The 13,021-nt window shown below is 47.6% G+C and carries 3 protein-coding genes, 8 tRNA genes, 4 rRNA genes and 1 pseudogene; all 16 read right to left on the reverse strand.

The features are described from left to right. Positions 1–70: 70 nt before the first annotated feature. The 16 genes and pseudogenes from rocF to B7E07_RS22690 all read right to left on the reverse strand — a co-directional run bounded on the left by rocF (position 71) and on the right by B7E07_RS22690 (position 12,988). Positions 71–967, reverse strand: a complete 897-nt coding sequence (gene rocF, locus B7E07_RS22610) for an arginase (protein WP_080849002.1) — start codon at positions 965–967, stop codon at positions 71–73. A 320-nt stretch (positions 968–1,287) separates the two neighbouring features. Continuing rightward, a complete protein-coding gene (locus tag B7E07_RS22620; RefSeq protein WP_080849004.1) occupies positions 1,288–1,809 on the reverse strand; it encodes a GrpB family protein in 522 nt (173 codons plus the stop codon). 43 nt (positions 1,810–1,852) lie between these two features. Continuing rightward, a complete protein-coding gene (locus B7E07_RS22625; protein WP_373886064.1) occupies positions 1,853–2,254 on the reverse strand; it encodes a VOC family protein in 402 nt (133 codons plus the stop codon). Positions 2,255–2,466: 212 nt separating this feature from the next. Then, positions 2,467–2,539: transfer RNA gene (locus B7E07_RS22630), tRNA-Lys, on the reverse strand. A gap of 6 nt (positions 2,540–2,545) precedes the next feature. Beyond that, positions 2,546–2,620, reverse strand: a tRNA-Gln gene (locus B7E07_RS22635). Between the two features lie 81 nt (positions 2,621–2,701). Next, positions 2,702–2,785: transfer RNA gene (locus tag B7E07_RS22640), tRNA-Tyr, on the reverse strand. Positions 2,786–2,800: 15 nt separating this feature from the next. Next, a tRNA-Thr gene (locus B7E07_RS22645) sits at positions 2,801–2,876 on the reverse strand. Positions 2,877–2,884: 8 nt separating this feature from the next. Beyond that, positions 2,885–2,960, reverse strand: a tRNA-Val gene (locus B7E07_RS22650). Between the two features lie 7 nt (positions 2,961–2,967). Then, positions 2,968–3,042 (reverse strand) — tRNA-Glu (locus tag B7E07_RS22655). A gap of 18 nt (positions 3,043–3,060) precedes the next feature. Next, a tRNA-Thr gene (locus B7E07_RS22660) sits at positions 3,061–3,133 on the reverse strand. 26 nt (positions 3,134–3,159) lie between these two features. Then, positions 3,160–3,234 (reverse strand) — tRNA-Asn (locus tag B7E07_RS22665). 17 nt (positions 3,235–3,251) lie between these two features. Then, positions 3,252–3,368: ribosomal RNA gene (rrf, locus tag B7E07_RS22670) — 5S ribosomal RNA — on the reverse strand. A gap of 242 nt (positions 3,369–3,610) precedes the next feature. Continuing rightward, positions 3,611–6,544 (reverse strand): 23S ribosomal RNA (locus tag B7E07_RS22675). Between the two features lie 498 nt (positions 6,545–7,042). Beyond that, positions 7,043–8,592, reverse strand: a 16S ribosomal RNA gene (locus B7E07_RS22680). 643 nt (positions 8,593–9,235) lie between these two features. Further along, positions 9,236–9,907, reverse strand: a pseudogene (locus B7E07_RS22685) (glucose PTS transporter subunit IIA); the annotation flags it as partial. Between the two features lie 147 nt (positions 9,908–10,054). Then, positions 10,055–12,988, reverse strand: a 23S ribosomal RNA gene (locus B7E07_RS22690). Together the 16S, 23S and 5S rRNA genes with 8 tRNA genes alongside form the textbook arrangement of a ribosomal RNA operon. Between the last annotated feature and the right edge of the window lie 33 nt (positions 12,989–13,021).

The raw sequence follows: 13,021 nt of genomic DNA on the forward strand, positions 1-13,021 counted from the left end.
ATATAAAGCTAGCCAATTAAAAAAGTGATTCCTCATAGGAAATCACTTTAATTCGCTTTGCATATAACGTTTAAACTAATTTCTCGCCAAAGAGAGATCCCATTAAGGCAACTGCCAGAGTAGCTGTTTTATTTTTGTCATCTAAAATTGGATTTACTTCCACAAATTCTGCTGAAGTTACGAGTTTTGATTCTGACAACAGTTCCATGGCTAGATGACTTTCCCTGTAGCTCATTCCTCCAATGACGGGTGTTCCGACACCTGGTGCATCATTAGGGTCAAGACCATCTAAATCTAATGAAAGATGAACGCCATCTGTTTTATCCTTTAGATAATGAATGGTTTCTTCCATCACTTTTGCCATTCCCATCAGATCAATTTCATGCATCGTATAAACTTTAATGCCTTTCTCTTTAATTAATTCTTTTTCTCCCTCATCTAAAGACCTTGCACCAATGAGGACAATATGTTCAGGCTTCACTTTTGGCGCGTAGTCCCCCACATTTACCAAAAGCGGGTGGCCGATGCCCATACTGACAGCCAAAGGCATTCCATGGATATTTCCGCTTGGTGATGTTTCAGCAGTATTTAAATCACCATGTGCATCATACCAAATAACACCTAAATTTTGATAGTGCTTTGATACTCCTGCCAGTGTACCAATCGCGATGCTATGATCCCCCCCAAGCACTAATGGAAACGAGCCAGATGAAATTGCCTGATCAACCTTTTCTGCAAGCAGTTCAGTTTTTTCTGCTATTAATGGTAAGTTTCTAAGATTTGATTCTGGATCTACTTCAACTTGTGGCCGGCCGACAGGAATGTCTCCTTCGTCTGAGATCTCATCAAATAGGCTCTGTAATCGTTCATAGACACCTGCATAGCGAATCGCACTCGGCCCCATATCCACACCACGCCTCATTTGTCCTAAATCCATTGGCATTCCAATAATATTGAGCTTTCTCATTAGCAGATTCCCCCTATCAAATATGTAACTCCCTATATTTTAACCGCTTTCAAAGAAATGACTCAACTCAGCAAAAATATGTATATATATGCGTTCTTCATGGTGAAAGGGAAACCCTTCAGCTCATAAAACCAAAAAAGAAACTGAGACCAAAATAATTTATTTTCTAGTTTAACGAGTTCTATTATAATCCTTATTTCAGGAGATCCTTTTCCTTGCGTTGCGGATTCTCGTTTTTCATGGGGAATAAAATTCAACTTCTTTTCGGATGAATACTTAGTTTGCAATCCTTATATCCTTGCCTTTTCAATTATTAGTTTTTAACTATTAGCAAAGCCTGCCCACTGTAACGCTTGTCTCTCAATGCGTTTTACTAGTTGTTCTTTCCCCTTTATGTAAGCGTCGATATCATATGGATATGCAGCTGCCAATTTCATTTTCAACTCCGCGTATTCCTGCTTTATATCTTGATGATTCCGCAAATAGTCTCGAAAAGAGATATGCCTAAGGATATCCGAACTACCTTCCTCAAATATATGAACATGATGAGTGCGGCAATTCCCCCCCTTTTGGAAGTACCTTCTCCCGTTAATTCCATTCTCGCCTTTCGGTTCATATCCAAGCCGAATCATTGCTTCATTATACAAAGTTACGGTGTGAATGTTTTGTACAATCGGCAATATATCTATTATTGGCTTGGCACTTAACCCTTTTACTGACGTACTTCCGATATGATATATGTTTTGAAGTTCACTTCCGAAAATATGACGGATTTTTTCCGCCTCCTCTTTAAATTGCCGAACCCAATCTGGATTGTAGGTACAAACCTCGACCTTTCTCATTAGAACTCCCCCTTTACGATCCGGTTACCATTTGCAAGCAAACTTATGGAGCAACAAGTTCAACCTTCATTCGGTCTGGATCTTCGAAATACACAGCGTAATGATCTTCTCCTCCAGCAAAAGGGTGTTGGCCGGTATAAAGAATATTAGTGCCTTTTTGCTTTAATTTCATTGTCAATTCATCAACATGGTCTCGTGATCGAGCATGAAAAGCTAAATGGTTAAGTCCTACTCGGCAGCGATGATAGGGAACATCAAGAAATCTTTCTTCCGTTTGAACAAAGACAATATAGGTGTTCCCCAATTTCCAGCTTTGCCCTTTCTCCCACTCTTGATAAACGCTATAGCCTAAATCTTCTAAAAACCATCCCCAAAAATCCAAGGTATTATACAAATTCGATACATTCACTTCTATATGATGAAGCATGCCCTGAGTCAATTTCATTTCTCCTTCCACATGTGTTAATAAAGCCTACGGTTTTATTATAGAACCTTTTAAAAACACAAAAAACCATAACCTGTTATGGTTATGGTTAGAGTGATAATCCAACGGCGGAACTTCCTGCATTTGAATACTGCCAGCAAGCAGATTGTATGCTACAGAATACAAAAAGAGATCCAGGAAAGTATTCCCTGAATCTCTTCGCATTACACTGATGAGCCATGAAGGACTCGAACCTTCGACCCTCTGATTAAAAGTCAGATGCTCTACCGACTGAGCTAATGGCTCATAAAATGGCTGGGCTAGCAGGATTCGAACCTACGCGTGACGGAGTCAAAGTCCGTTGCCTTACCGCTTGGCTATAGCCCAATAATGATCATTTTTTTTCAAAATAAAAAGGACTACTTATAGCTTGTCCATTTTATGTTTTTATATGTATTAAAATTAAAATGGTGGAGGGGGACGGATTCGAACCGCCGAACCCTAAGGAGCGGATTTACAGTCCGCCGCGTTTAGCCACTTCGCTACCCCTCCGGAATAAAAAAACAATGGTGCCGGCGAGAGGACTTGAACCCCCAACCTACTGATTACAAGTCAGTTGCTCTACCAATTGAGCTACACCGGCTCAAATAATGGTGGAGGATGACGGGATCGAACCGCCGACCCTCTGCTTGTAAGGCAGATGCTCTCCCAGCTGAGCTAATCCTCCGGATAAATGGTGACCCCTACGGGATTCGAACCCGTGTTACCGCCGTGAAAGGGCGGTGTCTTAACCGCTTGACCAAGGGGCCAGTCTAATTTTGTTACAGAGCTTCCAAGCGGGCTCGAACCGCTGACCTCTTCCTTACCATGGAAGTGCTCTACCTGCTGAGCTATGGAAGCATCAGCTAAACTAAATCTCATAAAAATGGCTCCGCAGGTAGGATTCGAACCTACGACCGCTCGGTTAACAGCCGAGTGCTCTACCACTGAGCTACTGCGGAATAATAAAATAAAATTTGCCCGGCAGCGTCCTACTCTCACAAGGGGACAGCCCCTAACTACCATTGGCGCTGAGAAGCTTAACTTCCGTGTTCGGGATGGGAACGGGTGTGACCTTCTCGCTATCGCCACCGGACTTTTTAAAGACATTTATTATTATAACGTCTTTATGAAAAATATCAAGAACAATTTTAAAAATTATTCCTTCAAAACTAGATAATGTTAGAAGAAGAATGTAAGTAATGCCATTGTTTTGTCTAGCTTCGGCTCCTAACTTCTCGGCCGTTTCGGTCCATTCCTCCAAATCCAAAGTACAGGATTTGAATGACTGGCCCTCCAACGTCTGTCGAAGTTGAACAGTCGCCTCCGCATTTCATTGTGGTTAAGTCCTCGAACGATTAGTATCAGTCAGCTGCACGTGTCGCCACGCTTCCACCTCTGACCTATCAACCTGATCATCTTTCAGGGTTCTTACTAGCTTGACGCTATGGGAAATCTCATCTCGAGGGGGGCTTCATGCTTAGATGCTTTCAGCACTTATCCCTTCCGCACATAGCTACCCAGCGATGCCTTTGGCAAGACAACTGGTACACCAGCGGTGCGTCCATCCCGGTCCTCTCGTACTAAGGACAGCTCCTCTCAAATTTCCTGCGCCCACGACGGATAGGGACCGAACTGTCTCACGACGTTCTGAACCCAGCTCGCGTACCGCTTTAATGGGCGAACAGCCCAACCCTTGGGACCGACTACAGCCCCAGGATGCGATGAGCCGACATCGAGGTGCCAAACCTCCCCGTCGATGTGGACTCTTGGGGGAGATAAGCCTGTTATCCCCGGGGTAGCTTTTATCCGTTGAGCGATGGCCCTTCCATGCGGAACCACCGGATCACTAAGCCCGACTTTCGTCCCTGCTCGACTTGTAGGTCTCGCAGTCAAGCTCCCTTGTGCCTTTACACTCTACGAATGATTTCCAACCATTCTGAGGGAACCTTTGGGCGCCTCCGTTACTTTTTAGGAGGCGACCGCCCCAGTCAAACTGCCCACCTGACACTGTCTCCCGCCCCGATCAGGGGCGCGGGTTAGAATTTCAATACAGCCAGGGTAGTATCCCACCGACGCCTCCACCGAAGCTGGCGCTCCGGTTTCTCAGGCTCCTACCTATCCTGTACAAGCTGTACCAAAATTCAATATCAGGCTACAGTAAAGCTCCACGGGGTCTTTCCGTCCTGTCGCGGGTAACCTGCATCTTCACAGGTACTATAATTTCACCGAGTCTCTCGTTGAGACAGTGCCCAGATCGTTACGCCTTTCGTGCGGGTCGGAACTTACCCGACAAGGAATTTCGCTACCTTAGGACCGTTATAGTTACGGCCGCCGTTTACTGGGGCTTCGATTCAGAGCTTCGCTTGCGCTAACCCCTCCTCTTAACCTTCCAGCACCGGGCAGGCGTCAGCCCCTATACTTCGCCTTGCGGCTTCGCAGAGACCTGTGTTTTTGCTAAACAGTCGCCTGGGCCTATTCACTGCGGCTCATCAAGGCTTTAACACCCTAATGAGCACCCCTTCTCCCGAAGTTACGGGGTCATTTTGCCGAGTTCCTTAACGAGAGTTCTCTCGCTCACCTTAGGATTCTCTCCTCGCCTACCTGTGTCGGTTTGCGGTACGGGCACCTAATCCTCGCTAGAGGCTTTTCTTGGCAGTGTGGAATCAAGAACTTCGGTACTATATTTCCCTCGCCGTCACAGCTCAGCCGTATGCAAGCGGGATTTGCCTCACTTGCAGCCTAACTGCTTGGACGCGCTAATCCAACAGCGCGCTTACCCTATCCTCCTGCGTCCCCCCATCACTCAAACGGATTTTGGTGGTACAGGAATATCAACCTGTTGTCCATCGCCTACGCTTTTCAGCCTCGGCTTAGGTCCCGACTAACCCTGAGCGGACGAGCCTTCCTCAGGAAACCTTAGGCATTCGGTGGATGGGATTCTCACCCATCTTTCGCTACTCATACCGGCATTCTCACTTCTAAGCGCTCCACCAGTCCTTACGGTCTAGCTTCAACGCCCTTAGAACGCTCTCCTACCACGGACACCTAATGGTGTCCATCCACAGCTTCGGTGATACGTTTAGCCCCGGTACATTTTCGGCGCGGAGTCACTCGACCAGTGAGCTATTACGCACTCTTTAAATGGTGGCTGCTTCTAAGCCAACATCCTGGTTGTCTAAGCAACTCCACATCCTTTTCCACTTAACGTATACTTTGGGACCTTAGCTGGTGGTCTGGGCTGTTTCCCTCTTGACTACGGATCTTATCACTCGCAGTCTGACTCCCATGGATAAGTCTTTGGCATTCGGAGTTTGTCTGAATTCGGTAACCCGATGAGGGCCCCTAGTCCAAACAGTGCTCTACCTCCAAGACTCTTACTACATGAGGCTAGCCCTAAAGCTATTTCGGAGAGAACCAGCTATCTCCAAGTTCGATTGGAATTTCTCCGCTACCCACACCTCATCCCCGCACTTTTCAACGTGCGTGGGTTCGGTCCTCCATTCAGTGTTACCTGAACTTCAACCTGGACATGGGTAGATCACCTGGTTTCGGGTCTACGACCACATACTCATTCGCCCTATTCAGACTCGCTTTCGCTGCGGCTCCGTCTTATCAACTTAACCTTGCATGTAATCGTAACTCGCCGGTTCATTCTACAAAAGGCACGCCATCACCCGTTAATGGGCTCTGACTACTTGTAGGCACACGGTTTCAGGAACTATTTCACTCCCCTTCCGGGGTGCTTTTCACCTTTCCCTCACGGTACTGGTTCACTATCGGTCACTAGGGAGTATTTAGCCTTGGGAGATGGTCCTCCCTGCTTCCGACGGGATTTCTCGTGTCCCGCCGTACTCAGGATCCACTCTGGAGGGAACGAAGTTTCAACTACAGGGCTTTTACCTTCTATGGCCGGCCTTTCCAGACCTGTTCACTTACCTCGCTCCTTTGTAACTCCGTGTAGAGTGTCCTACAACCCCAAGAGGCAAGCCTCTTGGTTTGGGCTAATCCCGTTTCGCTCGCCGCTACTCAGGGAATCGCGTTTGCTTTCTCTTCCTCCGGGTACTTAGATGTTTCAGTTCCCCGGGTCTGCCTTCAATACCCTATGTATTCAGGTAAAGATATCATCCCATTACGGATGATGGGTTCCCCCATTCGGAAATCTCCGGATCAAAGCTTACTTACAGCTCCCCGAAGCATATCGGTGTTAGTACCGTCCTTCATCGGCTCCTAGTGCCAAGGCATTCACCGTGCGCCCTTTCTAACTTAACCATGTGTTCGGAAATCGATAAGCTACACATCTCTTCGTCATCTCACTCGTCAAGGTCCTCACGTACCAACTACGTACGTTCCGGCCTTTCCTCACTCGATTCCTCGACCTGTTTGCTTCTCGCTTCCCTCACGGTTTGGTAAAAAGATGAGTTTGAAACACATACTTTTTACGCTCGTGGTTATTGCTCTTACTTAAAATAAATAAGAGAGAAAAAACTAAGATGGCGATTACTTGGTAATCTTCTTCTATTGCATTATCTAGTTTTCAAGGAACAAGGCCACTGATTTCAATCACATCGTGATTAGCCATCGCAGCTATTCTTCATGCTGCCTTGCGACGAGCTGAGGATTAACTTCCTCGAACTACTGCGGCGCAGGAGCAATGTATTTAAGTTAGTATTCTTTTTCAAAATACTAACCCAGAGAGATTGCTCTCTCAAAACTGAACGAACAAATAAAGACGTCTTTTAATGAAGATAAACTTCATTTCATCCTTAGAAAGGAGGTGATCCAGCCGCACCTTCCGATACGGCTACCTTGTTACGACTTCACCCCAATCATCTGTCCCACCTTAGGCGGCTGGCTCCAAAAGGTTACCCCACCGACTTCGGGTGTTACAAACTCTCGTGGTGTGACGGGCGGTGTGTACAAGGCCCGGGAACGTATTCACCGCGGCATGCTGATCCGCGATTACTAGCGATTCCGGCTTCATGCAGGCGAGTTGCAGCCTGCAATCCGAACTGAGAATGGTTTTATGGGATTGGCTAAACCTCGCGGTCTTGCAGCCCTTTGTACCATCCATTGTAGCACGTGTGTAGCCCAGGTCATAAGGGGCATGATGATTTGACGTCATCCCCACCTTCCTCCGGTTTGTCACCGGCAGTCACCTTAGAGTGCCCAACTGAATGCTGGCAACTAAGATCAAGGGTTGCGCTCGTTGCGGGACTTAACCCAACATCTCACGACACGAGCTGACGACAACCATGCACCACCTGTCACTCTGTCCCCCGAAGGGGAACGTCCTATCTCTAGGAGTGTCAGAGGATGTCAAGACCTGGTAAGGTTCTTCGCGTTGCTTCGAATTAAACCACATGCTCCACCGCTTGTGCGGGCCCCCGTCAATTCCTTTGAGTTTCAGCCTTGCGGCCGTACTCCCCAGGCGGAGTGCTTAATGCGTTTGCTGCAGCACTAAAGGGCGGAAACCCTCTAACACTTAGCACTCATCGTTTACGGCGTGGACTACCAGGGTATCTAATCCTGTTCGCTCCCCACGCTTTCGCGCCTCAGCGTCAGTTACAGACCAGAGAGTCGCCTTCGCCACTGGTGTTCCTCCACATCTCTACGCATTTCACCGCTACACGTGGAATTCCACTCTCCTCTTCTGCACTCAAGTCCCCCAGTTTCCAATGACCCTCCACGGTTGAGCCGTGGGCTTTCACATCAGACTTAAAGGACCGCCTGCGCGCGCTTTACGCCCAATAATTCCGGACAACGCTTGCCACCTACGTATTACCGCGGCTGCTGGCACGTAGTTAGCCGTGGCTTTCTGGTTAGGTACCGTCAAGGTACCGGCAGTTACTCCGGTACTTGTTCTTCCCTAACAACAGAGTTTTACGATCCGAAAACCTTCATCACTCACGCGGCGTTGCTCCGTCAGACTTTCGTCCATTGCGGAAGATTCCCTACTGCTGCCTCCCGTAGGAGTCTGGGCCGTGTCTCAGTCCCAGTGTGGCCGATCACCCTCTCAGGTCGGCTACGCATCGTTGCCTTGGTGAGCCGTTACCTCACCAACTAGCTAATGCGCCGCGGGCCCATCTGTAAGTGATAGCCGAAACCATCTTTCAGCTTAAGGACATGAGTCCAAAAGCATTATCCGGTATTAGCTCCGGTTTCCCGAAGTTATCCCAGTCTTACAGGCAGGTTGCCCACGTGTTACTCACCCGTCCGCCGCTGACTTCAGGGAGCAAGCTCCCATCCGTCCGCTCGACTTGCATGTATTAGGCACGCCGCCAGCGTTCGTCCTGAGCCAGGATCAAACTCTCCAAGAAAGAGTTGATTAGCTCTTGTGTACATAATGTACATTGTTGATTCCGAAGAATCTTTTTTAAACGTTGACGTTTTATTGTTCGTTCAGTTTTCAAAGAGCAATTTTTCGCCGCTTCGTTAGCGACTTTCTTATCATAACAGCTATCATCGTGTAAGTCAACAACTTTTTTCTCAGCTTTTTTCTTAGCTGTTTATGACTCTTGATTAACGACTGCTAAAATATAATAACATCACACACCCAAATAGGTCAATAGAAATCCAATACTTTTTTAAAAAAATATTTCAATAAAGTATATAGCTTCAATAAAAGTACTTATAATTAGCTTATTCTAATTACACTCATGCTGTAAAAACTATTACAAAAGAGGTTAATAATCTATATACCCTTATGAATGATTTTTAAACCTCTTCCTCATACAGATTCTATACTACTTTAATCACTATGTCCCTAAGTATTTCGCTTTTTACATCATAGTTCATTGAGTAAGAATTACCGCGAAAGGTACTGCATATGAGGGAAACGCACCAGTATTTTTGAGGAACTACACCATTTGTAATCATTTACCTTCTACTCACTACTATATGTTTTAAAAACCAAACGGCCAGCTCCCACAAGGGAAACTGACCACTTTCTTCTATTATATATTATTTTTCAATCTTAATAATATCTTTATCATTTAGATCAACATTGCCGGGTTTATTGATAACCACGTTTTCTCCTGATTGCAGATTGGTAAATACAATCGGAGTCATGATTGAAGGAGCGTTTTGTTTTACATAGTCAAGATCGACTTGCAGAAGCTGCTGCCCTGCTTTGATCATGTCCCCTTCTTTAACGAAAGTTTCAAAACCCTGCCCTTTTAACTTAACAGTGTCGATACCAACATGGATAAGAATTTCTCTTCCACTGTCAGACAGTATGCCAATGGCATGTTTGGTTGGGAATAAATTAACGATCTTCCCATCAACAGGTGAAACTATTTTCCCATTGGAAGGAATAATTGCAAATCCATCACCCATCATTTTCCCAGAGAATACAGCATCCGGAACTTCTGTTATTGGTTTGATTTCACCTTTAATCGGCGATACAAAAGAGTCTTCCTTATGTTCTGTTTGCAATGCTTTTGGGTTCACTTCTTCGATTTGCTGCTCTACTCCGCCTTCAGGTGCCTTTTCAACCACACGCGGTCTTTTACCGTTCATAATATCTTTCATTTGACCTTTTATTGTTTCAGAACGTGGGCCAAAGATAGCTTGAATATTATTTCCAACTTCCAGCACACCTGAAGCACCAAGTTTTTTTAGACGGTTTTTATCANATGTAAGTAATGCCATTGTTTTGTCTAGCTTCGGCTCCTAACTTCTCGGCCGTTTCGGTCCATTCCTCCAAATCCAAAGTACAGGATTTGAATGACTGGCCCTCCAACGTCTGTCGAAGTTGAACAGTCGCCTCCGCATTTCATTGTGGTTAAGTCCTCGAACGATTAGTATCAGTCAGCTGCACGTGTCGCCACGCTTCCACCTCTGACCTATCAACCTGATCATCTTTCAGGGTTCTTACTAGCTTGACGCTATGGGAAATCTCATCTCGAGGGGGGCTTCATGCTTAGATGCTTTCAGCACTTATCCCTTCCGCACATAGCTACCCAGCGATGCCTTTGGCAAGACAACTGGTACACCAGCGGTGCGTCCATCCCGGTCCTCTCGTACTAAGGACAGCTCCTCTCAAATTTCCTGCGCCCACGACGGATAGGGACCGAACTGTCTCACGACGTTCTGAACCCAGCTCGCGTACCGCTTTAATGGGCGAACAGCCCAACCCTTGGGACCGACTACAGCCCCAGGATGCGATGAGCCGACATCGAGGTGCCAAACCTCCCCGTCGATGTGGACTCTTGGGGGAGATAAGCCTGTTATCCCCGGGGTAGCTTTTATCCGTTGAGCGATGGCCCTTCCATGCGGAACCACCGGATCACTAAGCCCGACTTTCGTCCCTGCTCGACTTGTAGGTCTCGCAGTCAAGCTCCCTTGTGCCTTTACACTCTACGAATGATTTCCAACCATTCTGAGGGAACCTTTGGGCGCCTCCGTTACTTTTTAGGAGGCGACCGCCCCAGTCAAACTGCCCACCTGACACTGTCTCCCGCCCCGATCAGGGGCGCGGGTTAGAATTTCAATACAGCCAGGGTAGTATCCCACCGACGCCTCCACCGAAGCTGGCGCTCCGGTTTCTCAGGCTCCTACCTATCCTGTACAAGCTGTACCAAAATTCAATATCAGGCTACAGTAAAGCTCCACGGGGTCTTTCCGTCCTGTCGCGGGTAACCTGCATCTTCACAGGTACTATAATTTCACCGAGTCTCTCGTTGAGACAGTGCCCAGATCGTTACGCCTTTCGTGCGGGTCGGAACTTACCCGACAAGGAATTTCGCTACCTTAGGACCGTTATAGTTACGGCCGCCGTTTACTGGGGCTTCGATTCAGAGCTTCGCTTGCGCTAACCCCTCCTCTTAACCTTCCAGCACCGGGCAGGCGTCAGCCCCTATACTTCGCCTTGCGGCTTCGCAGAGACCTGTGTTTTTGCTAAACAGTCGCCTGGGCCTATTCACTGCGGCTCATCAAGGCTTTAACACCCTAATGAGCACCCCTTCTCCCGAAGTTACGGGGTCATTTTGCCGAGTTCCTTAACGAGAGTTCTCTCGCTCACCTTAGGATTCTCTCCTCGCCTACCTGTGTCGGTTTGCGGTACGGGCACCTAATCCTCGCTAGAGGCTTTTCTTGGCAGTGTGGAATCAAGAACTTCGGTACTATATTTCCCTCGCCGTCACAGCTCAGCCGTATGCAAGCGGGATTTGCCTCACTTGCAGCCTAACTGCTTGGACGCGCTAATCCAACAGCGCGCTTACCCTATCCTCCTGCGTCCCCCCATCACTCAAACGGATTTTGGTGGTACAGGAATATCAACCTGTTGTCCATCGCCTACGCTTTTCAGCCTCGGCTTAGGTCCCGACTAACCCTGAGCGGACGAGCCTTCCTCAGGAAACCTTAGGCATTCGGTGGATGGGATTCTCACCCATCTTTCGCTACTCATACCGGCATTCTCACTTCTAAGCGCTCCACCAGTCCTTACGGTCTAGCTTCAACGCCCTTAGAACGCTCTCCTACCACGGACACCTAATGGTGTCCATCCACAGCTTCGGTGATACGTTTAGCCCCGGTACATTTTCGGCGCGGAGTCACTCGACCAGTGAGCTATTACGCACTCTTTAAATGGTGGCTGCTTCTAAGCCAACATCCTGGTTGTCTAAGCAACTCCACATCCTTTTCCACTTAACGTATACTTTGGGACCTTAGCTGGTGGTCTGGGCTGTTTCCCTCTTGACTACGGATCTTATCACTCGCAGTCTGACTCCCATGGATAAGTCTTTGGCATTCGGAGTTTGTCTGAATTCGGTAACCCGATGAGGGCCCCTAGTCCAAACAGTGCTCTACCTCCAAGACTCTTACTACATGAGGCTAGCCCTAAAGCTATTTCGGAGAGAACCAGCTATCTCCAAGTTCGATTGGAATTTCTCCGCTACCCACACCTCATCCCCGCACTTTTCAACGTGCGTGGGTTCGGTCCTCCATTCAGTGTTACCTGAACTTCAACCTGGACATGGGTAGATCACCTGGTTTCGGGTCTACGACCACATACTCATTCGCCCTATTCAGACTCGCTTTCGCTGCGGCTCCGTCTTATCAACTTAACCTTGCATGTAATCGTAACTCGCCGGTTCATTCTACAAAAGGCACGCCATCACCCGTTAATGGGCTCTGACTACTTGTAGGCACACGGTTTCAGGAACTATTTCACTCCCCTTCCGGGGTGCTTTTCACCTTTCCCTCACGGTACTGGTTCACTATCGGTCACTAGGGAGTATTTAGCCTTGGGAGATGGTCCTCCCTGCTTCCGACGGGATTTCTCGTGTCCCGCCGTACTCAGGATCCACTCTGGAGGGAACGAAGTTTCAACTACAGGGCTTTTACCTTCTATGGCCGGCCTTTCCAGACCTGTTCACTTACCTCGCTCCTTTGTAACTCCGTGTAGAGTGTCCTACAACCCCAAGAGGCAAGCCTCTTGGTTTGGGCTAATCCCGTTTCGCTCGCCGCTACTCAGGGAATCGCGTTTGCTTTCTCTTCCTCCGGGTACTTAGATGTTTCAGTTCCCCGGGTCTGCCTTCAATACCCTATGTATTCAGGTAAAGATATCATCCCATTACGGATGATGGGTTCCCCCATTCGGAAATCTCCGGATCAAAGCTTACTTACAGCTCCCCGAAGCATATCGGTGTTAGTACCGTCCTTCATCGGCTCCTAGTGCCAAGGCATTCACCGTGCGCCCTTTCTAACTTAACCAGTGTTTATGGTTATTGCTCTTACTTAAAATAA

The organism is Cytobacillus gottheilii, assembly GCF_900166665.1.
Taxonomy (GTDB): Bacteria; Bacillota; Bacilli; order Bacillales; family Cytobacillaceae; genus Cytobacillus; species Cytobacillus gottheilii_A.

What these genes read in the sequence shown, in the direction of transcription:
- rocF (WP_080849002.1), bottom strand. Translation starts at nt 967, where the DNA reads ATGAGAAAGCTCAATATTATTGGAATGCCAATGGATTTAGGACAAATG.
- B7E07_RS22620 (WP_080849004.1), bottom strand. Translation starts at nt 1,809, where the DNA reads ATGAGAAAGGTCGAGGTTTGTACCTACAATCCAGATTGGGTTCGGCAA.
- B7E07_RS22625 (WP_373886064.1), bottom strand. Translation starts at nt 2,254, where the DNA reads ATGAAATTGACTCAGGGCATGCTTCATCATATAGAAGTGAATGTATCG.